Origin of the sequence: Aeromicrobium sp. WCS2018Hpa-31 (genome assembly GCF_031843905.1) — a bacterium.
Classification (GTDB): Bacteria; Actinomycetota; Actinomycetes; order Propionibacteriales; family Nocardioidaceae; genus Aeromicrobium.
This window is the reverse complement of sequence record NZ_JAVTJF010000014.1, coordinates 31,220-57,323: the sequence shown is the minus strand read 5'-3', so window position 1 is coordinate 57,323 and position 26,104 is coordinate 31,220. Positions and strand designations below refer to the sequence as shown.

The 26,104-nt window shown below is 72.4% G+C and carries 24 protein-coding genes; 13 read left to right on the top strand and 11 right to left on the bottom strand.

The window, feature by feature from the left end; translation table 11 throughout:
* The first annotated feature begins 28 nt into the window (after positions 1-28).
* The 7 genes from glgX to RQG84_RS17045 all read left to right on the top strand — a co-directional run bounded on the left by glgX (position 29) and on the right by RQG84_RS17045 (position 12,321).
* Positions 29-2,167, top strand: a complete 2,139-nt coding sequence (gene glgX, locus RQG84_RS17075) for a glycogen debranching protein GlgX (protein WP_311211013.1) — start codon at positions 29-31, stop codon at positions 2,165-2,167.
* Positions 2,168-2,270: 103 nt separating this feature from the next.
* A complete protein-coding gene (locus tag RQG84_RS17070) occupies positions 2,271-4,241 on the top strand; it encodes a maltotransferase domain-containing protein (protein WP_311211012.1) in 1,971 nt (656 codons plus the stop codon).
* Positions 4,242-4,377: 136 nt separating this feature from the next.
* Positions 4,378-6,111, top strand: a complete 1,734-nt coding sequence (treS, locus tag RQG84_RS17065; RefSeq protein ID WP_311211028.1) for a maltose alpha-D-glucosyltransferase — start codon at positions 4,378-4,380, stop codon at positions 6,109-6,111.
* The gene (locus RQG84_RS17060; protein ID WP_311211011.1) at positions 6,108-7,535 is read left to right on the top strand and encodes a maltokinase N-terminal cap-like domain-containing protein; all 1,428 of its coding nucleotides are present in this window, start codon (positions 6,108-6,110) and stop codon (positions 7,533-7,535) included. Before treS ends, RQG84_RS17060 begins: the two co-directional genes overlap by 4 nt.
* A 1-nt stretch (position 7,536) precedes the next feature.
* On the top strand, positions 7,537-9,441 hold the full coding sequence (gene glgB, locus RQG84_RS17055) for a 1,4-alpha-glucan branching protein GlgB (RefSeq protein ID WP_311211010.1): 1,905 nt from the start codon (positions 7,537-7,539) through the stop codon (positions 9,439-9,441).
* Between the two features lie 160 nt (positions 9,442-9,601).
* Positions 9,602-10,936, top strand: coding sequence for a DUF222 domain-containing protein (locus tag RQG84_RS17050; protein ID WP_311211009.1), 1,335 nt, complete (start codon positions 9,602-9,604; stop codon positions 10,934-10,936).
* Positions 10,937-11,130: 194 nt separating this feature from the next.
* Positions 11,131-12,321, top strand: a complete 1,191-nt coding sequence (locus RQG84_RS17045) for an arginine deiminase (protein WP_311211008.1) — start codon at positions 11,131-11,133, stop codon at positions 12,319-12,321.
* Between the two features lie 3 nt (positions 12,322-12,324).
* Here RQG84_RS17045 and RQG84_RS17040 read toward each other — a convergent pair whose 3' ends face one another.
* Positions 12,325-12,846, bottom strand: a complete 522-nt coding sequence (locus RQG84_RS17040) for a cysteine hydrolase (RefSeq protein WP_311211007.1) — start codon at positions 12,844-12,846, stop codon at positions 12,325-12,327.
* Positions 12,843-14,345, bottom strand: a complete 1,503-nt coding sequence (locus tag RQG84_RS17035; RefSeq protein ID WP_056557114.1) for a cytosine permease — start codon at positions 14,343-14,345, stop codon at positions 12,843-12,845. The genes RQG84_RS17040 and RQG84_RS17035 overlap by 4 nt, the downstream gene beginning before the upstream one ends.
* A gap of 134 nt (positions 14,346-14,479) precedes the next feature.
* Between RQG84_RS17035 and RQG84_RS17030 the strand changes: the two genes are divergently transcribed.
* On the top strand, positions 14,480-14,935 hold the full coding sequence (locus RQG84_RS17030) for a hypothetical protein (protein ID WP_311211006.1): 456 nt from the start codon (positions 14,480-14,482) through the stop codon (positions 14,933-14,935).
* Between the two features lie 28 nt (positions 14,936-14,963).
* Positions 14,964-15,434, top strand: a complete 471-nt coding sequence (locus tag RQG84_RS17025) for a hypothetical protein (protein WP_311211005.1) — start codon at positions 14,964-14,966, stop codon at positions 15,432-15,434.
* 9 nt (positions 15,435-15,443) lie between these two features.
* Here the strand turns inward: RQG84_RS17025 and RQG84_RS17020 are convergent, their stop codons facing one another.
* Both RQG84_RS17020 and RQG84_RS17015 read right to left on the bottom strand, forming a co-directional pair.
* Positions 15,444-16,289: a DUF5926 family protein gene (locus tag RQG84_RS17020; protein WP_311211004.1), complete on the bottom strand. Its 846-nt coding sequence runs from the start codon at positions 16,287-16,289 to the stop codon at positions 15,444-15,446.
* A gap of 47 nt (positions 16,290-16,336) precedes the next feature.
* Positions 16,337-16,684: an ATP-binding protein gene (locus tag RQG84_RS17015; RefSeq protein WP_311211003.1), complete on the bottom strand. Its 348-nt coding sequence runs from the start codon at positions 16,682-16,684 to the stop codon at positions 16,337-16,339.
* A 213-nt stretch (positions 16,685-16,897) separates the two neighbouring features.
* On the opposite strand from RQG84_RS17015, the gene RQG84_RS17010 reads away from it, so the two are divergent.
* Entirely contained in the window at positions 16,898-17,203 is a 306-nt protein-coding gene (locus tag RQG84_RS17010) for a rhodanese-like domain-containing protein (RefSeq protein WP_311211002.1), read from the top strand.
* 110 nt (positions 17,204-17,313) lie between these two features.
* Here the strand turns inward: RQG84_RS17010 and RQG84_RS17005 are convergent, their stop codons facing one another.
* The 3 genes from RQG84_RS17005 to RQG84_RS16995 all read right to left on the bottom strand — a co-directional run bounded on the left by RQG84_RS17005 (position 17,314) and on the right by RQG84_RS16995 (position 19,338).
* A complete protein-coding gene (locus RQG84_RS17005) occupies positions 17,314-17,586 on the bottom strand; it encodes an HU family DNA-binding protein (protein WP_200914486.1) in 273 nt (90 codons plus the stop codon).
* Positions 17,587-17,671: 85 nt separating this feature from the next.
* A complete protein-coding gene (gene aat, locus RQG84_RS17000) occupies positions 17,672-18,361 on the bottom strand; it encodes a leucyl/phenylalanyl-tRNA--protein transferase (RefSeq protein ID WP_311211001.1) in 690 nt (229 codons plus the stop codon).
* Positions 18,362-18,378: 17 nt separating this feature from the next.
* A complete protein-coding gene (locus tag RQG84_RS16995; RefSeq protein WP_311211000.1) occupies positions 18,379-19,338 on the bottom strand; it encodes a phosphotransferase in 960 nt (319 codons plus the stop codon).
* A 77-nt stretch (positions 19,339-19,415) separates the two neighbouring features.
* On the opposite strand from RQG84_RS16995, the gene RQG84_RS16990 reads away from it, so the two are divergent.
* Positions 19,416-20,096, top strand: a complete 681-nt coding sequence (locus RQG84_RS16990) for an EcsC family protein (protein ID WP_311210999.1) — start codon at positions 19,416-19,418, stop codon at positions 20,094-20,096.
* 100 nt (positions 20,097-20,196) lie between these two features.
* Here the strand turns inward: RQG84_RS16990 and RQG84_RS16985 are convergent, their stop codons facing one another.
* Complete coding sequence (locus tag RQG84_RS16985) at positions 20,197-20,835, bottom strand: GyrI-like domain-containing protein (RefSeq protein WP_311210998.1); 639 nt, start codon at positions 20,833-20,835, stop codon at positions 20,197-20,199.
* Positions 20,832-21,371 (bottom strand): CGNR zinc finger domain-containing protein, encoded by a 540-nt coding sequence (locus RQG84_RS16980; RefSeq protein ID WP_311210997.1) that lies wholly within the window; start codon positions 21,369-21,371, stop codon positions 20,832-20,834. The genes RQG84_RS16985 and RQG84_RS16980 overlap by 4 nt, the downstream gene beginning before the upstream one ends.
* Positions 21,372-21,410: 39 nt before the next feature.
* On the opposite strand from RQG84_RS16980, the gene RQG84_RS16975 reads away from it, so the two are divergent.
* The gene (locus tag RQG84_RS16975; protein WP_311210996.1) at positions 21,411-22,409 is read left to right on the top strand and encodes a DMT family transporter; all 999 of its coding nucleotides are present in this window, start codon (positions 21,411-21,413) and stop codon (positions 22,407-22,409) included.
* A gap of 18 nt (positions 22,410-22,427) precedes the next feature.
* On the opposite strand, the gene RQG84_RS16970 is transcribed toward RQG84_RS16975, so the two are convergent.
* Entirely contained in the window at positions 22,428-22,997 is a 570-nt protein-coding gene (locus RQG84_RS16970) for an XRE family transcriptional regulator (protein WP_311210995.1), read from the bottom strand.
* Positions 22,998-23,062: 65 nt separating this feature from the next.
* Here RQG84_RS16970 and RQG84_RS16965 point away from each other — a divergent pair, with 65 nt between their 5' ends.
* Positions 23,063-24,637, top strand: a complete 1,575-nt coding sequence (locus RQG84_RS16965) for a bifunctional NAD(P)/FAD-dependent oxidoreductase/class I SAM-dependent methyltransferase (RefSeq protein WP_311210994.1) — start codon at positions 23,063-23,065, stop codon at positions 24,635-24,637.
* Here RQG84_RS16965 and RQG84_RS16960 read toward each other — a convergent pair.
* The gene (locus RQG84_RS16960) at positions 24,634-26,058 is read right to left on the bottom strand and encodes an NAD(P)/FAD-dependent oxidoreductase (protein ID WP_311210993.1); all 1,425 of its coding nucleotides are present in this window, start codon (positions 26,056-26,058) and stop codon (positions 24,634-24,636) included. The two genes, RQG84_RS16965 and RQG84_RS16960, sit on opposite strands and share 4 nt — an antisense overlap.
* Positions 26,059-26,104: the final 46 nt, after the last annotated feature.

The window sequence follows — 26,104 nt, the reverse complement described above, 5'->3', positions numbered from 1 at the left end:
CCCCGAGACGCCTGACACACTGGGCGCCATGACGACGCACCCTCCGCAGGGCCTGCACGTGCTCGCCGGACGACCGTTCCCGCTGGGCGCCCACCCCGAGGCCGGCGGCGTCAGGTTCGCGGTCGCCAGCAGCGTCGCCGAGCGGGTCGAGCTGTGCCTCGTCGACGACGACGGCACCGAGCGCCGCGTCGAGCTGACCGAGCGGACGTTCGGCGTCTGGCACGGACTCGTCCAGGGCGTGCTGCCCGGACAGACCTACGGCTACCGCGTGCACGGCCCCTACGAGCCGAAGACCGGGATGCGCTGCAACCCGCACAAGATCCTGCTCGACCCCTACGCCCGACGCATCCGCGGCTCGCTCACCGACATGGCGGCCGCGCAGGGCTACGTCGACGGTCCCGACGGCCCGGACGGTCCCGTGCCGTCGACCGTCGACTCCCTGGGCCACGTGCCGCTGGCCGTCGTCACGAGCCCCGGCGGGCCCGACACGGGCACGAAGCCGGAGGTGCCGTTCGAGGAGACCGTGGTGCTCGAGCTGCACGTCAAGGGGTTCACGCAGCAGCACCCCGACGTGCCCGAGCCCCTGCGCGGCACCTACCTGGGCCTGGCGCACCCGGCCGTCGTCGAGCACCTCCTGCGGCTCGGGATCACCGCCGTCGAGCTGCTGCCCGTGCAGGCCTTCACCGACGAGCCCTCGCTCGTGGCCGCCGGCCGGCACAACTACTGGGGGTACTCCCCGCTCGGCTACTTCGCACCGCATCCCGGGTACGCGAGCGAGCCCGGCCGTGAGGTCGAGGAGTTCCGCACCATGGTCGCGGCCCTGCACGCCGCCGGCATCGAGGTCATCGTCGACGTCGTCTACAACCACACCTGCGAGGGCGGCCCCGACGGACCGACCCTCAGCCTCCGCGGGCTGGAGGCGCCGGCGTACTACCTGCACGACGACGACGGCCACATGGCCGACATCACCGGCTGCGGCAACACGCTGGACGCCGGCTCCCCCGAGGTCGTGCGCCTCGTGACGGACTCGCTTCGCTACTGGACGACCGAGCTCGGCGTCGACGGGTTCCGCTTCGACCTCGCCTCCACGATGGGCCGCCCCGGGGGCGGCGCCTTCGACCGCGACAGCACGCTCCTGACCGCGATCACCACCGACCCCGTGCTGTCGCGCTGCAAGCTCGTCGCCGAGCCGTGGGACGCCACCGGCGAGGGCTACCGCGTGGGCGCGTTCGGCGCCCAGTGGGCGGAGTGGAACGGCATCTACCGCGACACGGTCCGCGACTTCTGGCGCGGCGCCGCCGGCGGCGTCGACGACCTGGCCTACCGGCTGTCCGGCTCGTCGGACCTCTACGACCACACGCTGCGCCGACCCTGGCAGTCGATCAACTTCGTCACCGCGCACGACGGCTTCACGCTGCGTGACCTGGTCTCCTACGACCACAAGCACAACGAGGCCAACGGCGAGGACAACCGCGACGGCACCGACGACAACCGCTCCTGGAACCACGGCGTGGAGGGCGGCACCGACGACCCGGAGATCACGTCGTTGCGTGCCCGCCAGGCCCGCAACCTGCTGGCGACGCTGCTGCTCTCGACCGGCACGCCCATGTTCGTGGCCGGCGACGAGCGCTGGCGCACCCAGGGCGGCAACAACAACGCCTACTGCCTCGACGACCCGACGTCGTGGGTCGACTGGACCGTGACCCCCGAGAGCGACGCGATGCTGGCGTTCGCGCGTCGAGTCGTGCACCTGCGCGCGAAGAGTCCCGCCCTGCGCCAGGCCGAGTTCTTCGACGGCCGCACCACGCCCACCGGTCGGCCCGACCTGATCTGGCTGCGCCCCGACGGCCAGGAGATGACCGAGCCGGACTGGCAGGACCCGGAGCGCCGGACGCTCGGCATGTGGATCGACGGGTCGAACAGCCAGTCCCGCACCCGCGAGGGCGAGCTGCTCACCGACCACTCGTGGCTCCTGCTGCTGCACGCCGGCGCCGAGCCGCTCGAGGTCGTGCTCCCGGGGCCGGAGTTCGGTGCCACGTTCGAGCCGACGCTCGACACCACGTCGGCCGACGGCAGCCCGGCCTCCACCGAGGCCTTCGCGGCCGGCAGCCGCACCACGCTGGCGGCGCGTTCCCTGCTGCTGCTCAAGGCTCCCCGGCACGACTGACGGGCCCGCGACCGGGGATCGGTCCCGCGGGAATCGCGCCCGTCCACGTTCACCGCTACGTTCGAAGGGACACCGAACGCAGCGATCGACGGGAGTGACGCGCATGACGGACCGGCTCGGCATCGATGACGTGCGGCCCCTCTCGGGCGACGGCACCTACCCCTCCAAGGCGGTGGTGGGCGAGCACGTGCCCGTGCAGGCCACGGTGTGGCGCGAGGGCCACGACGCCGTGGGAGCCACCGTCGCGTGGCGCGGTCCGGGCGACCGCACCGAGCGCACCGTGCGCATGCAGGAGCAGGGCTCGGGGCTCGACCTGTTCGCCGCCACGATCGTGCCCGACGCGGAGGGGCTGTGGACGTTCCGCGTCGACGCGTGGAGCGACCCCTGGGCCACCACGGCCCACGCCCTCGACGCCAAGCTGGCCGCCGGGCAGACCCCCGCCGAGCTCGCCAACGACCTCGAGCTGGCCGCGCGGCTGCTCACGCAGGTCGCCGACCGCGCGGAGCGGCGAGCCGAGCGCGCGACCCTCCTGGGTGCGGCCTCGGCCCTGCGCGACGACACCCTGCCGCTCGGGGCGCGTGTGGGCCCGGCCCTCGGCGACGCCGTCCGCTCCACGATGCAGGAGCACCCCGTCCGCGAGCTCGTCACCCAGGGGCCCGAGCGGCACGTCTGGGTCGACCGGCAGCGCGCCGCGTTCGGCTCCTGGTACGAGTTCTTCCCCCGCTCCACCGGTGGCGTCGACGCCCAGGGCACCCCCGTGCACGGCACGTTCGCCACGGCCACGAAGGAGCTCGACCGCGTCGCCGCGATGAAGTTCGACGTCGTCTACCTGCCCCCGATCCACCCGATCGGCCGCGACAACCGCAAGGGGCCCAACAACACTCTCACCCCCGGCCCCGACGACGTCGGCTCGCCGTGGGCCATCGGTGCAGCCGAGGGCGGTCACGACGCGATCCACCCCGCACTGGGCACCGAGGAGGACTTCGCGGCGTTCGTGGAGCGCGCCCGCGAGCTGGACCTGGAGGTCGCGCTCGACCTCGCCCTGCAGGCCGCGCCCGACCACCCCTGGGTGGCCGAGCACCCCGAGTTCTTCACGACGCTGCCCGACGGCACGATCGCCTACGCCGAGAACCCGCCCAAGAAGTACCAGGACATCTACCCGCTCAACTTCGACCTCGACCGCGACGCCATCTACGCCGAGATGCTGCGCGTCACCCTGCACTGGGTCGAGCGGGGGGTGCGCATCTTCCGCGTCGACAACCCGCACACCAAGCCGCCGGACTTCTGGGCGTGGCTGATCGCGTCGGTCAAGGCCGACCACCCCGACGTGCTGTTCCTCGCCGAGGCCTTCACCCGCCCCGCGCGGCTGTGGGGCCTGGCCCGGCTCGGGTTCACGCAGAGCTACACGTACTTCACCTGGCGCACGACCAAGCAGGAGATCACCGAGTTCGGCGAGGACCTGCGCGAGCACTGGGACGAGGGGCGCGCCAACCTCTTCGTCAACACGCCCGACATCCTGCCCGCGCACCTGCAGGTGGGTGGTCCGGGCATGTTCGCCCTGCGCGCCGCCCTCGCGGCGACGCTGGCCCCCACGTGGGGCGTGTACGCCGGCTACGAGCTGTTCGAGTCCGCGGTGCTGCGACCCGGCGCCGAGGAGTACCTCGACTCCGAGAAGTTCCAGCTGCGCCCGCGCGACTTCGCCGGGGCCCTGGCCGAGGGCCGCTCCCTCGAGCCGTGGCTGACCCGGCTCAACGAGATCCGCCGCGCACACCCGGCGCTGCAGCAGATGCGCACGCTGCACTTCCACCACGTCGACCACGACGCCCTGCTCGCCTGGTCCAAGCAGGACCCGGCCACGGGCGACACCGTCGTCGTCGTGCTCTCGCTCGACCCGCACGAGGCGCGCGAGGGCACCCTGTTCCTCGACCTGCACGAGCTCGGGTTCGACCACGACGCGCGTCTCGTCGCCCACGACGAGGTGACCGGCGAGACCTACGACTGGGGCGCGGCCAACTACGTGCGCCTCGACCCCGCGCGCACGTGCGCGCACGTCGTGCACGTCAGGTCCCGATGACATCCCTTCCCCCTGATCCCACCGAGGTGATCGCATGACCGACGACCCCACCCGCCAGGACACTGCACCCGATGCCGCCCTCGACGGCCTCGAGCAGACCCCCCACACCGGCGAGAGCGTCGAGGCCGACGGGACCATGACCGAGCCGAGCTCGGAGGACTTCGAGCACGCCGAGCAGGTGCCCGCCGACCCCGACTGGTTCAAGCGCGCCGTCTTCTACGAGGTGCTGGTCCGGGCGTTCAACGACTCCAACGGCGACGGCACGGGCGACCTGCGCGGCCTGGCCGACAAGCTCGACTACATCGAGTGGCTGGGCGTCGACTGCCTGTGGCTCCCCCCGTTCTACGCCTCCCCGCTGCGCGACGGCGGGTACGACATCAGCGACTTCCGCGCCGTGCTGCCGGAGTTCGGCACGGTCGACGACTTCGTGCACCTGCTCGAGGAGGCGCACCGGCGCGGCATCCGCGTCATCACCGACCTCGTCCTCAACCACACGTCCGACGCGCACCCCTGGTTCCAGGCGTCGCGGCAGGACCCCGACGGCCCGTACGGCGACTTCTACGTCTGGAGCGACGACGGCACCGAGTACAGCGACGCGCGGATCATCTTCGTCGACACCGAGACGTCGAACTGGACCTATGATCCCGTGCGCGGCCAGTTCTTCTGGCACCGCTTCTTCAGCCACCAGCCCGACCTGAACTTCGAGAACCCCGACGTCCGCGAGGCCATGCTCGACGTCCTGCGGTTCTGGCTCGACCTCGGCATCGACGGCTTCCGCCTCGACGCCGTGCCCTACCTGTTCGAGGAGGAGGGCACGAGCAGCGAGAACCTCCCGCGCACGCACGAGTACCTCCGCGAGGTGCGCGCGACGATCGACCGCGAGTACCCCGGTCGGGTGCTGCTGGCCGAGGCCAACCAGTGGCCGTCCGACGTCGTCGAGTACTTCGGCGACCCCGCGGTCGGCGGCGACGAGTGCCACATGGCCTTCCACTTCCCGCTCATGCCGCGCATCTTCATGGCGGTGCGGCGCGAGTCGCGCTTCCCGATCTCGGAGATCCTGGCGCAGACGCCGCCCATCCCTTCGGGCACCCAGTGGGGCATCTTCCTGCGCAACCACGATGAGCTGACGCTGGAGATGGTCACCGACGACGAGCGCGACTACATGTACCGCGAGTACGCGCGCGACCCACGCATGAAGGCCAACATCGGCATCCGCCGACGGCTCGCGCCCCTGCTGGAGAACGACCGCAACCAGCTGGAGCTGTTCACCGCCATGCTGCTGAGCCTGCCCGGCTCCCCCGTCCTCTACTACGGCGACGAGATCGGCATGGGCGACAACATCTGGCTCGGCGACCGCGACGCCGTCCGCACGCCCATGCAGTGGTCCCCCGACCGCAACGCCGGCTTCTCGCGGTCCGACCCCGGCCGCGTGTACCTGCCGCCGATCATGGACCCGACGTACGGCTACGAGGCGGTCAACGTCGAGGCGCAGATGGGCAACAGCGCCTCGCTGCTGTCGTGGACCCGACGCATGATCGAGGTGCGCAAGCAGCACCTCGCGTTCGCCGAGGGCGACTTCACCGACCTGGGCGGCTCGAACCCGAGCGTCCTCGCCTACAAGCGGGTCTGGACCCGCCCCGACGGCGAGCGCGACGTGGTGCTCTGCGTCAACAACCTGTCCCGCTTCCCCCAGCCCGTCGAGCTCGAGCTCGGCGAGCACGAGGGGTGCACCCCCGTCGAGCTGACCGGCAGCGTCCGCTTCCCCCGCGTCGGTGAGCTGCCGTACCTGCTCACCCTGCCGGGCCACGGCTTCTACTGGTTCCAGCTGTCCGAGCTCGGCGACGAGGGCGAACGAAGGAGCATGACATGAGCGATCCCGTGAGCACTCCCGACCAGGACACTCCCGACCACGGCCACGAGGTCGGGGCCGCCGACGTCGACCGCGTGGTGGCGGCCCTGCCCGACTGGCTTCCCGCGCAGCGGTGGTTCGGCGGCAAGGACCGACCCGTCACCGGCACCCGCACCGTCGACTGGACCGTGGTCCTGCCCGGTGAACCCCTTCTCGTGCACCTCGTGGTGGAGGTGCAGCAGGGCGACCGCACCGAGGCCTACCAGCTGCTCCTCGGTCGACGCAGCGACGGACTGCCCGACGTCCCGGCGGCTGCGGCGATCCCCGCGGGCGACGGTCCCGTCTGGTACGAGGCCAGCGGCGACGCCGACCTCACGGGCGTGCTGCTGGACCACATCGCCGCGGGCGAGCGCGTCGGTGACCTGAGCTTCGACCCCGAGCCCGGCGTGGAGCTGACCACCGGCCTGCGCGCGCACCCCATCTCCTCGGAGCAGAGCAACACGTCGCTCGTCTACGGCGGCCAGTACATCCTCAAGCTGTTCCGCAAGCTCACCCCGGGCGTCAACAAGGACCTCGTGCTGCACCGCGCCCTGCGCCAGGTGGGTTCCGCGCACGTGGCCGAGCCGCTCGGTGCGATCAGCGGACGGATCGGCGACGACGAGGTCAGCTTCGGGATGCTGCAGCGGTTCCTGCCCGACGCCGCCGACGGCTGGGTCATGGCCACCACGAGCGTCCGCGACTTCATGGCCGACGACTCCGGCCTGCCGCCCGGCGACCTGGGCGGCGACTTCGCCGGGGAGGCGTACCGGCTGGGCCGGGCCGTGGCCGACGTGCACGCCGACCTCGCCCGTGCCCTGGGCACCGAGCCGGCGGCCGACGACGACCTCGAGCGCACCGTGGCGGCCATGGAGGCACGGCTCGACCGCGTCGCGGCCGACGTCGACGACCTCGCCTCCCACGTCGACGGGATCCGCGAGGCGTTCCACCGGCTGCACGGAATCGAGCTGACCCTGCCGCTCCAGCCCGTGCACGGCGACCTGCACCTCGGCCAGGTGCTCCGCACCGTCCACGGCTGGCTGCTGCTCGACTTCGAGGGCGAGCCCGCCTCGAGCCTGGCCGAGCGGTCGGCGCTGCGCTCGCCCCTGCGCGACGTCGCCGGCATGCTGCGCTCGTTCGACTACGCGGCCCAGCAGCTGCTCGTGGGCCAGCCCGCCGACGAGGAGCAGACCGAGCGGGCCGCGGCCTGGGCGCGCCACAACCGGCTGGCGTTCTGCGACGGCTACGCGAAGGCGGCCGGCCGCGACCCACGCGACGACGCCGACCTGCTGCGCGGCCTCGAGCTCGACAAGGCCGTCTACGAGGTGTCCTACGAGCACGCCAACCGACCCGACTGGTCGAGCGTCCCGCTGGGGTCGATCGCCCGGATCCTGCGTGAGGGTGAGTGACATGAGCGAGTCCACGACGAGCTGGCCCCCCGCGGTGGGTGACCTCGACCTGCACCTGGTGGCCGAGGGCCGCCACGAGCGGCTCTGGGAGGTCCTCGGTGCGCACGTGCGCACCCACGAGGGTCCGTCCGGGCCCGTGGACGGGACGTCGTTCGCGGTCTGGGCGCCCAACGCCCAGGCCGTGCAGGTGGTCGGCGACTTCAACGGCTGGGACGGCGGGGCCCACGCGATGCGGGCCCTCGGCGGGTCGGGCGTGTGGGACCTCTTCGTCCCGGACGTCGGCGCCGGCGCGCGCTACAAGTTCCGCCTCCAGGGCCCCGACGGCGCGTGGCACGAGAAGGCCGACCCGCTCGCCTTCGGCACCGAGGTGCCCCCGGCCACGGCGTCCGTCGTCGTGGAGCCGCAGCACCGCTGGCGCGACGACGCGTGGGTGGCCCGACGCGACGCGACCGCGTGGCTCGAGGCGCCGGTGAGCGTGTACGAGGTGCACCTCGGGTCGTGGCGACCGGGGCTGTCCTACCGGGAGCTGGCCGACGAGCTCGGCGACTACCTCGTCGAGATGGGCTTCACCCACGTCGAGCTCATGCCCGTGGCAGAACACCCCTTCGGCGGCTCGTGGGGCTACCAGGTCACCTCGTACTACGCCCCCACGTCGCGCTTCGGCTCCCCCGACGACTTCCGCTGGTTCGTCGACGAGCTGCACCAGCGCGGCATCGGCGTCATCGTCGACTGGGTGCCCGCGCACTTCCCGCGCGACGAGTGGGCCCTCGCCCGCTTCGACGGCACCCCGCTGTACGAGCACCCCGACCCGCGTCGCGGCGAGCAGCCCGACTGGGGCACCTACGTCTTCGACTTCGGCCGCAACGAGGTGCGCAACTTCCTCGTGGCCAACGCGCTCTACTGGCTCGAGGAGTTCCACCTCGACGGCCTGCGCGTCGACGCCGTCGCCTCGATGCTCTACCTGGACTACTCGCGCAACGACGGCGAGTGGGTGCCCAACAAGCACGGCGGTCGCGAGAACCTCGAGGCCGTGCAGCTGCTGCAGGAGCTCAACGCCACGGTCTACAAGCACCACCCCGGCGTCATGATGATCGCCGAGGAGTCCACCGCGTGGCCCGGCGTCAGCGCGCCCACCGACGCCGGCGGTCTCGGCTTCGGCTTCAAGTGGAACATGGGCTGGATGCACGACACGTTGTCCTACCTCGGGCAGGATCCCGTGCACCGCTCGTACCACCACGGCGAGATGACCTTCGCGATCGACTACGCCTGGACCGAGAACTTCGTCCTGCCCCTCTCGCACGACGAGGTCGTGCACGGCAAGGGCTCGCTGTGGGGCCGGATGCCCGGCGACGCCTGGAACAAGGCGGCCGGAGTGCGCGCGCTGCTGGCCTTCATGTGGGCGCACCCCGGCAAGCAGATGCTGTTCATGGGCGGGGAGTTCGGCCAGGAGGGCGAGTGGGCCGAGTCGCGCGGGCTCGACTGGCACGCGCTGGAGGACCCGCTGCACGCCGGTGTGCTCGAGCTGGTCAGCGACCTCAACCTCACCTACCGCGACACCCCGGCCCTGTTCACGGCCGACGCGCGTCCCGAGGGCTTCCGGTGGATCGACGCCTCCGACACCCAGGGCAACGTCATCTGCTTCCTGCGCATCGGCTCGGACGGCTCCCAGCTGGCCTGCCTGGCCAACTTCTCCGGCAGCCCCCACCACGACTACCGGGTGGGCCTGCCCCTGCCCGGCACCTGGCGCGAGGTGCTGAACACCGACGCCGAGTCCTACGGCGGCTCCGGTGTCGGCAACCTCGGCAGCGTCGAGGCCGAGATGGTGCCGCAGCACGGGTTCGCGGCATCCGCCGAGGTCCAGCTGCCCCCGGCCGGGGTGCTCTGGCTGGTGCCCGAGTCGTCGTAAATCGGTCTCGATCCGCGATGTGCACACCACCCTTCGGCCCCGCTCCACCCAGTGGGGCCGAAGGTCTGTGGGCCGACGGGACCTTCTGCTTGTATTCGAACGTATGCTTGTTTTCTGCCTGATCTGCCCTATAGAATGGGGGTAGCCAGGAGGAGGAAGCATGAGCGTCGCCGCACTCGACACCCACCCGGTGCCGGCGTGCGTGCACGGACTCCACGCCCTGCTCGACACGGTCTCCACCGCGGCGTGGGACGGCCTGGACCCCACCGAGGTCCGACGGCTCCTCGCCGAGATCGGTCGCGCCGAAGCACGGCTGTCGGCCCACAAGATGGCCGCCGCTCGCGTGCTGGAGAAGGCCCGCAAAGCTGCAGCCAACGGTGACAGTCCGCGACCGGGAACGGGCACCTCGACCGGGGCCACGATCTCGTTCGACTTCGGTGGGGACCGCAGCGGCGCCGACGCGTTGGTGAATACCGCGCAGCGGATCGAGGAGCAGACCACCCTCATCGAGAACGCGCTCGCCGCCGGGGTGATCAGCACCAAGCAGGCCGACCTCATCTCCCGCGCGTTGGCCAAGCTTCCCGACGATGTGACCGCAGAACAGCGCGAACGGTGTGAAGAGACCCTGCTGAAGGACGCGCAGCGGCTGACTCTGAAGGACCTGCGCCGCAGGGCGGCGCGGATCACCGAGACCTACCGCAAGAAGACCGAGGACGTGGACGCCGACGAGGACGAGATCCTGCGCAAGAAGGAAGAGGCCGCACGGGCGAAGACGTCGTTCTCGATGTGGGACAACAACGACGGCACCGTCACCGGCAGGTTCACCCTCCCCGAAGCCCAAGGCGCGATGCTCAAGACCGCGCTCGACGCATTGGCCGCACCCCACCAGAAGGTCGGCACCGTCAATGCCGCGACCGGCCAGATGGACGAGATCGGCTTCGGGCAGACCTACCCCCAGCGCCTCGGCCACGCCTTCGCCACCCTCGTCGAGCACCTGCCCGCCGATCAGCTCCCATCCAACGGCGGTGTGAGCGCCGTCGTGACGGTGAACCTGGACCTCGACACCCTGGTCGGAGGCGTGAAGGCCGCCGGGCTGTCGGACGGCACCCGGATCAGTGCCGGTGAGGCGAGGCGACTGGCGTGCTCGGCGCAGATCGTCCCCATGGTTCTGGGAGGCACGAGCCTCCCGCTCGACCTCGGATCGACCAACCGGTACTTCAACCGCAGCTCACGCCGCGCCATGGAGAAGCGAGACGGCGGATGCACCACACCGGGGTGCGACCGCGACGCCCGGTGGACCGAGGCCCACCACCTGAACCCCTACGCGATCTCCAAGACCACCGACATCCGTGACGGCGCACTGCTCTGCCCGTTTCACCACCACCGAGCCCACGACCAAGGCTGGATCGGCCGCATCAACCCCGACGACGGCCACGTCGAGTGGAAGCTCCCCGGCTCCGACGCCTGGCAACGAAACCAGCGCTGGCGACCCTGACACCGGATCACCCACGACGCCCTGCCCACCCGGTCGGGGCACTCGTGCTGCCCGCGCACTGCTGAACCGCCCGGAGTGGTCTCGATACGCCTCCCCTCGCTGACGCTCGTGCAGGCACTCGACCACCGGGGTCGGGATCGGCGCCGCGGCACTGTGCCGCGACCACCCGGCCGGCTGCACCTAGGCTGACGACCATGACGACGTGGGGTGCATCGAGCGAGGTCGGACGTCTGCGGACGGTCATGCTGCACCGGCCGGGCCAGGAGCTGGCGCGGCTGACGCCACGCAACAACGACTCGCTGCTGTTCGACGGCATCCCGTGGCTGGGGCGCGCGCAGGACGAGCACGACGCGTTCGCGCAGGCGCTGCGCGACCACGACGTCGAGGTGCTGTACCTCGTGGAGCTGCTCGTCGAGACGCTCGAGCAGCCCGAGGCGCGGGCCGAGATCATCGCCAGCACCACGGCCACGCTGCACCTCGGTGACAGCCTGCGCCGCTACCTCGTGTCGGCGCTGACCGACCTGCCTGCCGACGAGCTGGCCGCGGTCGTCACCGCCGGCCTGCGCAACGACGAGATCGCGCACCGCAGCATCGTCACGAGCCTGCTGCGCCCCGACGACTTCCTCGTGGACCCGCTGCCCAACCTGCTGTTCACGCGCGACTCCTCGGTGTGGCTGCCCGACCGGGTGGCCGTGACCAGCCTGGCCATGCCGGCCCGCGTGCGCGAGACCCAGCTGACCGGCCTGATCTACACCCACCACCCGCGGTTCGCCGGGGCCGAGCGCGTCCACGGCCCGCACCTGGAGCACCTCGAGGGCGGCGACGTGCTGCTGCTCGCCCCCGGCGTGATCGCCGTCGGCGTCGGCGAGCGCACCACCCCGGCGGGGTTCGAGCGGTTCGCCTCGACCGTGCTCTCCACCGGGCTCGCGCAGACGGTGCTCGCGGTGCCGATCGCGCAGGAGCGCGCCACCATGCACCTCGACACGATCGTCACGATGGTCGACGTGGACAGCGTGGTCATCTACCCCAACATGGCCGACGAGCTCCGCGCCATCGCCGTCACGGCAAGCGGCGACGAGGACGGCACACTGGTGGTGGGAGCCGAGCGGTCCTTCTTCGAGGCTGCGGCCGAGGCGATGGGCATCGACGCGCTGCACCGCATCGACACCGGCCTGGACCCGGTCACGGCCGAGCGCGAGCAGTGGGACGACGGCAACAACACCCTCGCGATCGACGCCCGTCTGGCCGTGGCCTACGAGCGCAACGAGCAGACCAACGCCCGGCTCGAGGAGCACGGCATCGAGGTCGTCGCGATCAGCGGCTCCGAGCTCGGCTCCGGCCGCGGTGGCCCGCGTTGCATGAGCTGCCCGATCCTGCGCGACTGACCCTCAGACGATCGTGACCTGCGGCGCGTAGAGCGCCATCGCGTCGAGGGCGCGGCGGTGGTTCTCCGGCGAGGAGCCTGCGCAGGCGTCGGCCACGACCTCGACGGTCGCGCCCGCATCGGCGGCAGCCAGCACCGTCGAGAGCACGCAGCAGTCGGTGGACACGCCGGCCACCACGAGCGTCGGGGCGGGCCCGGTGACGGTCTGGACCGCGTCCCACTTGCCGAACGTCGGCGCGGACACGACCGTGGCCTCGGCCGCGAGGTCGGCCAGGTCGGGCACGACGTCGAACATCGGGTCGTCGGCGGGCCGGTCGGCGAAGGGCCATGCGGCGAAGTAGGTGCGCCAGGACCCGATGCGCTCGGCGTCCGGGGCCGGGACCCATCGCGTGACGATCGTGGGCAGAGCGGCGGCCAGCGCCCGGATCGGCTCGAGCGTGTCCGCGAACATCGGCGACCCCCACGGGGAGTCCGGGTCGGCGAACACCCGCTGCGGGTCCACGACGACCAGCCAGCGGTCGATCATGGGACCAGCGCCTCCTGGCGGCGGACCACGGAGCGGCGGGCGACGAGCGTGACCACGAGACCGAGCGCGAAGGCCACGAGGACGCCGAGGTTGGCGTACGGCCACGCACCGTCCCAGCCGGCACCGTCGGGCAGACGGGTGCCCAGGCCGAACGGCTGGATGAGGTAGCCCTGCCAGTCGTTCCACGCGGTGCCCGAGACCTGGTTGACGACCAGGCCCCAGCCGATGACCGAGGCCACGAGCATGGTGCCCACCGACGTCCAGTCGACGGCTCCGTAGCGGCCGGAGGCGTCGAACAGGGCGGCGTCGTCGTAGTCGCGCCGACGCAGCGCGATGTCGCCGATCATGATGCCGGCCCAGGCGGCGATGGGGACCCCGAGCGTGATGAGGAAGCTCGTGAACGGGCCGAGGAACGTCTCCGCCACGAACACGACGTAGACCGTGCCGAGCGTCAGGATCACGCCGTCGATGCCGGCCGCGGCGGGGCGGGGGATCCGCACGCCCAGGCTGAGCAGAGTGAGACCCGAGGAGTAGATGCCGAGCACCGCACCCGAGACGAGGGCCAGCACCGACGCGACCAGGAAGGGCACGAGGAACCACGTGGGCAGGACGGACGCCAGGGTGCCGATGGGGTCGTCCACGATGCCCGCGCTGAGCGTGTCCGAGGATCCGGCCAGCAGCACGCCGTAGACCACGAGGACCACCGGGGCGAGAGCGCCGGCGATCGTGTTCCACAGCACGATCTGCGAACCGGGGGTGTCACGCCGCTGGTAGCGCGACCAGTCCGCGGCGATGTTGATCCAGCCGAAGCCGAAGCCCGTCATCACCATGACGAAGGCGCCGACGACGGCCTGGCCCGAGCCGCCGGGCAGCGCCGTCACGCGGTCGAGGTCGATCTGGTCGAAGGTCAGCAGGATGTAGCCGATGGTCACGGCCCCGGTCAGCCACGTGAGGACCGACTGCATCCGCATGATCAGGTGGTAGCCGGCCACCGACGCCGCGACGATCAGCGCCGCGATCACGACGCACGCCACGACCTTGGTGCCGGTGCCGCCGCCCCAGCCGAGCTCCCGGAAGATGGTCGCCGTCGCGAGCGTCGCCATGATCGCGAGGAACGTCTCCCACCCGATGGAGATCAGCCAGCTGAACACGCCAGGCACCTTCTGGCCGACGACGCCGAAGGGCGCGCGGCTCAGGACCATGGTCGGCGCCGACCCTCGCTTGCCCGCGATGGCCACGAGACCGCACGCGGCGAAGGAGACCACCACGCCGAGCACGGTCACGAGGACGGCCTGCACCAACGAGAGGCCGAAGCCCAGCACGTAGCTGCCGTAGGAGATGCCGAACACCGACACGTTGGCCGCGAACCACGGCCAGAACAGGTCGGAGGGCTTGGCGGTGCGGTCGGACTCGTCGATGACCTCGATGCCCGTGACCTCGATGCCGGCACGCCGCACGGCCTCGAGACCGGACGGACCTGCGGTGGGCTGCTCGTTCATGCACCCAGCGTCCCACGGTCGGGCCCGACGTGGGCCCACCATCGGGCCCACGGGCCCGGGTGCCCAGCCGTCCGGGCGGCCTAGCCTCGCTCACCGGCACCGGCCCCCGGAGCCCATCCCCCTCGGAGACTCCCATGAAGCGCACCCTCCTCGCCCTGGCCGCGTCGGCCGCCGTCGGCCTCGCCACCACCGTCGCCCCCGCCTCGGCCTCACTCCCGGCCGACGTCACCAAGTCCAGCTGCCTGAACAACAAGACGCTTCGGGCCGCCTGCGTCCAGATCCGGTGGGACGGCGAGACCCGCAAGGTGACCGGCAACGGCAGCACCTTGTCGTTCGGTGACCCCAAGCTGGGGGCCGTGACCGAGCTCGTCGTACAGCGCCGCACCTGCGGCGGCGCCTGGCGCACGTCCTTCTACGACGCCGACACGGACGGGTACGCCGTGTTCGACTTCGTGGGCTCGGCGCCGGTCACGTCACCGATCCGCGGCCAGCAGTGGCGCGCCAAGGCCGTCCTGTCCTGGAAGGTCGACGGCTACCCCAGCACGCGCCAGAGCACCGTCCGCACGACCCCCGCCATCGGCACCTGCTGACTCCGACCCACCCCGAGAGGAACCCCTCATGAAGCGCCTGATCTCCGCGACCGCCCTCGCCGTCGCGTCCACGGTCCTCGCGGCCGCCCCCGCCCACGCCGACACCGTCAGCAAGGTCAACTGCGACGGGAGCGACGGAAGCGGACTGACCGCCACCGAGTACATCGGGATGCTTCTCATCAAGCCCTGCGTCCACGTCGAGTTCGACCGCACGGCCAAGCGCGGCACGGCCAAGGGCTTCTCCCGCCCCAAGCCGGGCCAGGGAGCCGTCACCCAGCTGGCGCTCTTCCGGCGCCCCTGCGGCGGCAGCTGGGCGCGCGTGGCCTACGCCCCCGACGCCGACGGCTGGTTCGGCGGTGGGAAGCGGGACGTCGCCCAGACGTCCGCAGCCCAGGGCAGCGGCCGGGTCCAGTGGTACGCCTCGGGCAAGTTCTCCACGCGCGTCAACGGCACGATCGTGGCCAAGCGACTGAAGACCGGCGTCGTCGGCGCCTGCTGACCGCCCGGCTCAGCGGATGGTGAGCTGGCGGCTCGTCAGGTTGGAGCGGGCGTTGCGCTGCTCCGACGTGAGCGGGGCGTCGTCGTCGATGGCGGCGTCCAGACGCTCGGACAGCGCCGCGAGGGGGGCGTCGAGCGCCGCAGCGCCGTCGTCGACCACGTCGGGGTCCATCTCCCACACCGGCACGAGCAGGCCGTGCGCGCGGAACATGCCGATGAGCTTGGTGCCCTCGCCCAGCGTCTCCTCACCGGCGGCGGCCAGGCGGGCGAAGCCGTCGAGCACCGTGTCCTCGTTCTTGGTGACCACCCAGCGCAGGTAGCGCTTGTCCGCCATGCGCACCCAGTAGGCGGCCTCGACGGAGGTCAGACGCTCGGTCGGCGAGACCGACTCGTTGGCCTGGGCGAGCGCGTCGGAGCCCTCGGCATCGGTGCCCTCCACCCAGAAGTCGAAGCCGTCGTGCACCTCGACGTCGAACGACGACGCCGGGTCCACGACCTGCTGCAGCCGGTCGCCCACGCCGGGGTCGCGCACGGGGACGGGGTTGCCGGGCTCAGTCTCGCGGGCCGTCTCGATGGTGCCGGCGAGGTCGCGGCTCACGTCGCCGTGGTTGTGCAGCACCTGCAGACCGAGCCAGATCTCGCCGTCGGGACGGCGGATGCCGGCCCCACTTCCGGGGAGCAGGGAGCACACGCGCACCTGCTCGCCGTCGTTGAGCGTGACCGTGGCCGTGGCTGCGGGCACGAACTCGCGCAGCGCGATCCAGTCACCCTCCCCGGGCAGTCCCTCGAACGTGCGGGCCACGAACGGCATGCGGGCAGGCTTCGGGGCCTTGGTGCGGCGCGACTTCTTTCCCATGGCCGCACCCTAACGAGCCGGGCCGAGGCTCGCGGCGGAGAGGGTCGTCAGTGGTCGAGGGCGAGCTCGGCGCCCACACGCGTGCCGGCCGACATGTCGACCCACCAGCGGTCGGCCACCCGGTTGATGATCGACAGGCCACGACCGCTGAGGGAGTCCTCGTCGAAGTCGATCGGCTCGAGCGAGGCACCCTCGCCGCCGTCGTGCACGCTGATCTCGAGCAGCTGGCGATCGACGTCGATCGTCCAGGCGATCTCCATGGTGCCGTCGGCGGCGGGCCGGCCGTGGGCCACGGCGTTGGCGACCATCTCGCTCAGCACGATGAGGGCGTCGTCGATGGTGCCGGGGCCGGCGCGATGGACGGTCAGGAAGCCCGCGAGCTTGGTGCGCGCCATGCTCGGTGTGGACGGCTCGAACGGCAGTCGCACGGTCGCGGAGGGGCGTGACGACGCCGGTGTGGCGCCGGCTCCGCTCTCTCCGTCTGCACGCATATAGTCCAAAGTAACCATGTCCCCCCTGGTTTTCCACCCCCTGGCCCCACTCGCCTCCCGAGACGGACGATGCCGGTGGGACGGGCGGGACGCCCGACCAGACGAGGAGTGAGACCTGTGGACGTCCCCACGACGACCGTCGAGGACCTGCCCGACCCCCTGCCCGACGACCTCGTGGTGCTCGACGTGCGCGAGCAGCACGAGTGGGACGCCGGGCACGTCGACGGCGCGACGCACGTGCCGCTCGGCGACCTGCCGACGCGCGTCGGCGAGCTCGACCCGCAGGCCCGCACGCTCGTGGTCTGCCACGTGGGTGGACGCTCGGCCCGCGCGACGGCCTGGCTGGCGCAGCAGGGCCACGACGTCGTCAACCTCGCCGGCGGCATGGACGCCTGGGCGGCCGCAGGGCGGCCGACGACCTGACCCGGCTCCGTCGCGGCCCACGCCATGGCCGCGGACGCGGCGAGGCCCCCGGACCGTGTGGTCCGGGGGCCTCGCCGTAGCGTTGCCGGGCGTGCGGTGCACGCCCTAGCTCACTTGGCGGCAGCCTTCAGCTTCGAGCCGGCGCTGACCTTCACGCCGAAGCCGGCGGGGATGTCGATGGTCTCGCCGGTCGCGGGGTTGCGGCCCGTGCGCGCGGCACGGGAGACGCGCTCGACCGAGAGGATGCCGGGGATGGCAACCTTCTCGCCCTTGCTGACGGCGTCGATGAGAACGTCGGCGAGCGCGCTGAGCACGTCGTCGGCGGTCGTCTTGGTGGTGTCGGCCTTCTCGGCGAGAGCCGAGACGAGGTCGCTGCGGGAGATAGCCACGGGGACTCCTAGGAGATTCGGATGTTGTGCGCTTGTCAGTCTAGGGAGGAAACACCGACATTCCGCGGCACCCCGGGCCCTACGGCGTGCCTCGTCCCCGTGATATCGGGCCTCGGAGCGACTCCCAGGCCGGTCCGGGGGCGTCCACGAGCGCCGGGAGGGCGTCGAGGTAGCGCTCGCGCGGCCACGTGACGACACCGAGCGACTCCAGGTGCGGGGTGGACCACTGCACGTCCACGAGGGCGTCGGGCCCCACCAGGTCCACCAGCGCGACGAGGGCCACCTTCGAGGCGTCACGGGCGCGGTGGAACATCGACTCCCCCGCGAACAGCCGCCCCACCGACAGGCCGTACAGCCCGCCCACGAGCGCGCCGTCGCCGTCGCGCGTCTCGACCGAGTGGGCCCAGCCCAGCTCGTGGAGGCGCACGTACGCGTCGCGGACGCCCTGGTCGATCCACGCCCCGGGCCGGCTCGGGTCGGCGCACGCGTCGACGACCTCGGCGAAGGCGGTGTCGACGGTGACCTCGTAGCGCCGGACCGACTGGCGCAACGACCGCGACACCCGCAGGGCCGACGGCTCCAGGACGCCGCGCTCCGTCGGCGACCACCAGTAGAGGCGGTCGTCGTGGGGCATCGGGAAGGCCCCGCCCCGGTAGGCCTCCACCACGGTGGACGGGTCGAGGTCGGCACCCGCGGCCACGCAGTCGCCGTCGGGCCACTCGTCGGGGTGGAACTCCCACATCGACCGCGGGAGGGGTGTCGGGCTCATCGGGCCGGGCCCATCGGTCAGGCCTCCAGGACCCGGAGCAGGTGGTGCCGTGGGGCGTCGCCCCACTCGGTCCACTCCTCGGGCGTCGCGGTCTCGAGGGACTCCCACCAGGTGAGCGCGCGGTTGACGGCCTGGGTGAACGCCGTGGCCGCGTAGAGCTCGGCGACGTCACGCGGGCTCGCCACGTCGGACCACATCTCGGCGTAGGTGGCCATGACCTCGTCCCACGCGATGTCGGTGCGCGACGTGATCCAGCCGTACGGGACGCTCAGGACCTCGAGGGCGTGCGCCCACTGCAGGTCGCCGAAGTCGAAGACGCGCAGGTCGGCGAAGGCGTTCCAGGGGTGGACGTCGCCGTGCTGGACCGTCACGGGAATCGCCGACGTCGCCAGCCGGGCGACGGCCTCCACCAGCTCGTCGCGTCGCGCGGCCAGCCGCTCGGCGGTCTCGGCATCAACGAAGGACGGGTGGTCCGCCGGCACCGACCGGAGCAGGTCGAGGAGCGCGTCGAACCGGTCGGGCACGGTGACGGGGGCACAGTCCGGGACGCCGGTGGCGAGGACGTCGTCGCGGTGGTCGGCGAGGCGGCGCTGCAGGCGCGCGGTGGCGATCAGCACACCCCGCCAGTCGGCGAGCGTGGGCTCGCGCGAGTCGCCGAGGGTCTCGCCGCGGTCGACCGTGAGCATCCAGCCGCGGCCCGGGTCGATCGCGAGTGGGGCCGCGACCTGGTCGGGGGCGATCCCGGACAGCAGCTCGTGCAGGGCGGGCTCGAAGGCCATCGACGGACAGTTCGCCTTGAACCACAGCCGTCCGCGGTCGGTCGGCACGACCAGCTGGGTGGACCACGGCCGCACGCGGGGCTGCTGGATGGGTCCGGCGAGCACGTGCCCCGCCTCCTCGGCGCGCTCGTGCAACCAGGCGTGCGCCTCGTCGAGCCAGCCGCGCGAGGTGACCCGCTGGCTGAACGCCTGGTCCATGGGGTGAGCGTAGGGCCACCCGCCGTCCACGCCCACGTTCGGCGGGCGGCCGAGGCCCGCTTCCCTAGGATGAGGGCATGGCAGGACTACGTGGCAAGGCGGCTGTGGCCGCCACCAACAAGATCGCTCCCCAGGTCGCCGGCGGCTTCGTCCGCCAGGTGCTGGACCGGGCGATCGACGGTCTCGGACCGCTCCCGTCGGCGCGCAAGGCCGCGGACGCGCACCTCGTGGACAGCGACGGCGACGTGGAGCAGGCGATCGCGCGCCACGTCCGTCGTCACACGGCGCTCGCGGGTGCCCAGGGCTTCGTGACCAACCTCGGCGGCATCGCTGCCGTGGCGGTCGCCGTCCCGGCCAACGTCGTCGGCGTGACGCTCGTCCAGGCCCACATGGTGGCCGGCATCGCGGCGCTGCGCGGCTACGACCTCGAGGACCCGCGGGTCCGCAACGCGATCCTGGTCTGCATGCTCGGCGAGGACGCCGTCAAGGACCTGCTGCGCTCGGGCAAGCTGCCCTCGGCGCCGATGACGCTCGCGACGTCGCCCATGCACTCGCCCGAGCTCGACCGGATCATCTCCCAGGAGGTCACGGCCGAGCTGGTCACGCGCACCGTCGGACGTCGGGCGGTGACCCTCGTCGCGCGGCGCGTCCCGCTCATCGGCGGCGCCGTGGGCGCCGGCAGCGACGGCTGGGCCACGCGCCAGATCGGGCAGTACGCCGCCCGCGAGCTGCGCGACCGCAACGTCCGCTCCGCCTAGCCCCCCGAGCGGTGACTTCTCCACCGATTGAGGCCGCAGGCAACGAGAGGTGGAGATTCCACCTTCTGGACGCCGAGACGGTGGGATCCGCACCGGTCGATCAGGCCGTGCAGCCCGTGGTACGCGGGCCGCGCTCGACGGGCTGACGCAGGATGGTGCGAAGCCGTTCCGGCGCGGTGCGCCGCGGGTCACCGAGGTAGATCTCGTGGTGGTGGCCCGTCATCCGTAGTCCGGCGGCTGGGATCTCGTGGTCGTGCATGCGGGCGAGCACGGGTCCCTCGTCGTCGTAGGGACCGACGTGGAGCGTCTGCATGCACAGGCCCTCGTGAAGCGTTCGGAGCGTGACCCGCTCCAGCCCGACCGGCCGATCCTTCTCCCGCGTCACCGCGGCGACGGCGTCGGCGAGGGCGGAGTCGTCGACCCAGGTCGGCGCCAGGATCATCGCCGTCCAGCTCCATCGACTCTTGTCCCGCGAGGTCGTGAACGTGGCCATGTCGTCGGACCACCAGAGCGCCTCGAGCGGCATGACCACCTCGTCGTGGCCGAGCGCCTTGCCGGCGAACCGCAGCGTGTAGACGACGGGGTAGAGCGCACCGAGCGCCTCGGCGTAGGCGGGCGAGGTGTTCGGGTCGCCCCGGCCGTCGACCGCGAGGTAGGTCAGCGACGGGACGTCGACCACGCGGAACTCGCCCTTCCGGGCGCGGTAGCAGTCGAGCTCGGTCTTCCGGTCGAGGCTCACTCCTGCTCCCGCTGCCGGGCCCGGTAATCCGCGGCCGCGTACCGGTTGCCGCACGTGGTGCTGCAGAAGCGCCGTGACCGGTTGCGGGTGAGGTCGAGGACGATGCCGTCGCAGCCGTCGTCCGCGCACACGCCGAACCGCGACAGCTCGCCGGCGCTGACGACGTCGGCGAAGGCCACGGCCGTCTCCACCCCGATGCGGGACGGGAGCGGGCTGTCGTCGTCGGCGACGTGCAGGTGGTGCCCGAGGCGGCCGTGGTTGACCAGCCGCAGCCGCGCAGGGTGCTCGTCGAGCAGGGCGTTGACCCGACGGACGGCGTCGTCGACGGAGGCCGTGAACAGCGCACGGAGGTCGGCGCGCAGAGCACGGACGGCGTCGAGCTCCGCGCGGTCGCGGTCGTGCCGGCCGGTGTAGCCGTGCCGGGCGTAGTACTCGTCGAGCGCGCTCACCGAGGTCAGCGTGTCGGGATCCGACGCCGTGTTCACGAGCTCGACGGCCGCGACGAGGTTCGCCTCGGTGTCAGGAGCGAAAACCATGTTGACACCTTATGCCACGACGCTCTACCGTCATGAGCCATGACCACTTACGCTCCTGACGGCACTCGACGGTCGTCGACCTCCGGGTCCGGCCACACGTCGAGCGGCCTGGTCTTCGCGCTCGTCTCGGCCGCCGCCTTCGGGCTCTCGGGGTCGCTCGCTCGCGGGCTGCTCGACACCGGCTGGAGCGCGGGTGCCGCGGCGACGATCCGCATGGGCGTGGCCGCGCTCGTCGTGGCCGTGCCCGCCGCCCTCGCGATGCGCGGACGGTGGCACCGCGCCCGGGCCGCCGGCCCCGCCGTGGTGGTCTACGGGATCCTCGCCGTCGCCGGGGCCCAGCTGTGCTTCTTCTACGCCGTGCAGACGCTCCAGGTGGGCGTGGCGCTGCTCATCGAGTACATGGCACCGGTCGCCGTGGTGCTCTTCCTGTGGGTGGCGCGGGGCGAGCGCCCGGGTCGGCTCACGGTGGCCGGCGCCGTGGTGGCCATGGGCGGCTTGGCCCTCGTGCTCGGCGTGGTCTCCGGAGTCTCGCTCGACGGCATCGGCGTGCTCTGGGCGCTCGGTGCGACGGTCGGTGCCGCCACCTACTTCCTGGTCTCGGCCGACGACCGCGTGGCGGTGCCGCCGCTCGCGCTCGCCGGCGGTGGGCTGATGGTGGGCACCGCGGTGCTCGGCCTCGGGGGCCTCGTCGGCGTGCTGCCCATGACGGCCTCCACCCGCGACGTGGCCCTGGGTGGCGCGACCGTCGACTGGTGGGTGCCGGTGCTGCTGCTCGGCGTGGTGACCGCCGCGCTCGCCTACGTCACCGGCATCGCGGCCGGTCGGCGGCTGGGCTCGCGGGTCGCGTCGTTCGTGGCGCTGTCGGAGGTGCTGCTGGCCGTCGTCTTCGCCTGGCTGCTGCTCGGCGAGCTGCCCGGTCCGGCCCAGCTGGTCGGCGGCGCGCTCGTGCTCGCCGGCGTGGTGCTGGTGAAGCTGGGCGAGCGCAGTGTCGCGACGTCGGCCGGTCCGACCGTCGAGCCGGTCCCGCCCGGCGCCTGACCGTCCAGGTCGGCCGACTCAGGTGCGCACGTGCATCCGTTCGCCCTGGGGGCCGAAGATGGCCAGCACCTCGGCGGGGTGGGGCCCGGGGCAGGAGACCCAGTGCGGGGTCCGGGTGTCGAACTCCACCACCTCGCCCGGTCCGATCGTCAGGTCACGGGTGCCGAGCACGAGGCGCACCCGCCCGGACAGCACGTACATCCACTCGTAGCCCTCGTGCGTCTGCAGGGTCGGCTCGGCGCCGGGCTCGGGCGGCATGACGATCTTGTACGACTGGAGCCCGCCGGGACGTCGCGTGAGCGGCACGAAGGTCCGCCCGTGCCGCACGACCGGGCGGGCACGGACCCGCGGGTCGCCGGTCTCGGGTGCGTCGACCAGCTCGTCGAGGGCCACGCCGTGGGCGGCGGCCAGCGGCAGGAGGAGCTCCAGCGTCGGCTTGCGCTGCCCGGACTCCAGCCTCGAGAGGGTGCTCACGGAGATCCCGGTCTGATCGGCCAGGTCGGTGAGCGTGGCCTCCTGCTCGAGGCGGAGCTGGCGCAGGCGCGGGCCGACGCCGGCCAGCACGTCGCCGAGATCCGAGGCTTCCATCGGACCAGTTTGCCATTACGGCAACACTGCTTGTCAAGTCAGCACGCGCGGTGCAGGCTCGTCCCATGAGCCTGAACTCCACTCCTGACCCCACCTCCGTCGACGTCGTCGTGGTGGGCGGAGGTGCCGCCGGTCTGAGCACCGCGCTGGTCCTCGCCCGCTCGCGACGCTCCGTCGTCGTGGTCGACGCCGGCGAGCAGCGCAACGCGCCGGCCGACCACATGCACAACTACCTCGGCCGCGAGGGCATCCCGCCGCTCGAGCTCGCCCGGATCGGTCGCGAGGAGGTCGAGTCCTACGGGGCGACCGTCGTTCACGGTCGCGTCACCGGCGCGGAGGCGCTCCTCGGACCGGTTCCCTCGTTCGCCATCACGGTCGACGACGGCAGCCGGTTCGTGGCGCGCCGCGTGGTGCTGGCCACCGGGGTCGTGGACGAGCTGCCCGACGTCCCCGGCCTGGCCGAGCGGTGGGGACGCGACGTGCTGCACTGCCCCTACTGCCACGGCTGGGAGGTGCGCGACCAGCGCGTCGGCGTGCTGCTGACCAGTCCCCTGGGCCTGCACCAGGCCGGCCTGTTCGGCCAGCTCACCGACCAGCTGACCGTCCTGGCGAACGGCGTCGCACTGGACCACGGGCAGCGTGAGCCGCTGCGCGCCAAGGGCCACCGCGTGGTCGACGACGTCGTGGCCGAGGTGCTGGTGACCGATGACCGGCTCTCGGGCGTGCGCCTCGCCGACGGCACCGTGGTGGAGCTCGACGCGATCGCCGTCGCGTCGTTCCCCCGCGCCCGCACCGACGTCGCCGACCTGCTCGGCGTGCCGACGGCGCCGGTCGAGATGAACGGGACGCCGATGGCCGTGGGTCTCGAGGTCGACGCGACCGGGGCGACCCCCGTGCCCGGCGTCCTCGCGGTCGGCAACGCCGCCGCGCCGATGTCGACCGTCATCGGCTCGGCTGCGGCCGGCATGCAGACCGGTGCCTTCCTCAACGCCCAGCTCGTCGCCGAGGACACCGACACCGCCGTGGAGGACTCGCGCGCCGCGATGCGCGAGCCCGAGGCGTGGGAGGAGCGGTACGGCGAGGCGGCTCCGGTCTGGAGCGGTCGCGTGAACCCGCAGGTCCCGGTGAAGGCGTCGGAGCTCCCGCCGGGCCGCGCGATCGACGTCGGCTGCGGCGAGGGTGCCGACGTCATCTGGCTGGCCCAGCACGGGTGGGACGTGACGGGCATGGACTTCTCACCCACCGGTCTCGACCGGGCGCAGCAGCACGCCGAGGAGGCAGGGGTGGCCGAGCGGACGTCGTTCCGGGTGGGCGACATCCGCACCTGGGAGCCGGGCGACGAGCGCTGGGACCTCGTGACCGCGCACTACGTGCACCTGCCGCCCGAGCCGATGCTCGACGTCGTGCGCCGGCTCTCGGCCGCGGTGGCGCCGGGCGGCACGCTGCTCGTCGTGGGGCACCACCCGGGCGACGTGCCGGCGGGCATCCGCGACCGCGACGACCTCTTCGTGCCCGAGGCGCTGCTGCCGGCCCTCGGCGACGGGTGGGACGCACGCACCGAGGTCGTCGAGCGCACCCACACCGGCATGGGCGCCCACACCGTCCGCGACAGCATCCTCGTCGCGACGCGGGCGACCTAGAGGCGCCGCAGCGCGGCCTCGGCGGCGTTGAAGCCGCCCATGCCGTGCACGCCGCCGCCGGGCGGGGTGGCGGCGGAGCACAGGTACACGCCGTCGACGCCGAGCGAGTACGGGTCGAGCGTGGGGCGGGGGCGCAGCGGGATCTGGCGCCACGTGTTGGCGCCGGTGCCGATGTCGCCGCCCACGTAGTTGGCGTTGCCGGCCTCGAGCTGCGCCGTGCCCTTGGAGACCACCTGCACGACCCGGTCACGGAAGCCGGGGGCGAAACGCTCGACCTGGCCCAGGATCAGGTCCGTCGCGTCACCCGGCCATGCGTGCGGAACGTGCGCGTACGCCCAGATCGGGTTGATCCCGTCGCGCGAGCGGCTGGGGTCGGCGAGGTGCTGCTGGCCGAGCAGCACGAAGGGACGGTCCGGCATGACACCGCGGGCCGTGCGCCCCTCGGCGTCGACGATCTCGGCGGCGGACCCGCCGACGTGGACGGTGCCGGCGCGGCGGACCTCGGCGTTGGTCCACGGGATCTCGCCCTCGATCGCCACGTCGATCTTGAACGCCGCCGGACCGTAGCGGTAGCCCCGCAGCTGCCGGGCCACGAGGGGCGGGATCGCGTCGCCGACGATGCCCAGGGCGCCGCGCGGCGAGGTGTCAAGCAGGACGACGTCGGGGCGGGTGCCGATCTCCTCGGCCAGCTGGCCCATGCTCGTGACCTCGACGCCGGTGCGCACGGTGCCACCGAGCTCCTCCAGTCGGGCGACCAGCGCTGCTGCGATCGACCCCGAGCCACCCTCGGCGACCGGCCAGCCGTAGCGGTGGCCCGCGGCGCCGAGCATGAGACCCACCGAGGCGCTGAGCGGCGTGTCGAGGCGACCGAACACGTGCGCGGCCACGCCCATGAACAGGGAGCGGGCGGGCTCGTCGTCGAAGCGACGGACCAGCACGTTCGCCGGCAGGGCCGCCTGGAGCCCGAAGCGGGCGAGGGTGAGCGGGTGCGACGGCACGTGCACGACGGGACGCAGCACGTCGGCGAGCAGGTCGTCGAAGTCTCGCGTGATCGGGCCGAACAGCTTCTTCCACGAGCGCGCGTCGGCGCCGAGCGAGGCTGCCGTGCGCTCCATGTCGCGGCTGACCACCCCGGCGCGGCCGTCGTCGAGCGGGTGCGCGAGGTCGACCTCGGGCCAGAGCCAGCGCAGGCCGTTCCGCTCGAGCTCGAGGGACGCGAGGTAGGGCGAGGCGACGCCCATCGGGTGGAACGCCGAGCACTCGTCGTGCAGCACCCCGGGCACGGTCAGCTCGCTGGTGCGCGTCCCACCGCCGACGCGGTCGGCGGCCTCGAGGACGGTCACGTCGAGACCCTCCTGCGCCAGGCGCACGGCGCCCGCCAGCCCGTTGGGTCCACTGCCCACCACCACCGCCGACGTCATGGCTCCATCCTGTCACCGCCCCCGACGCCCGCAGCCCGGCCGCAAG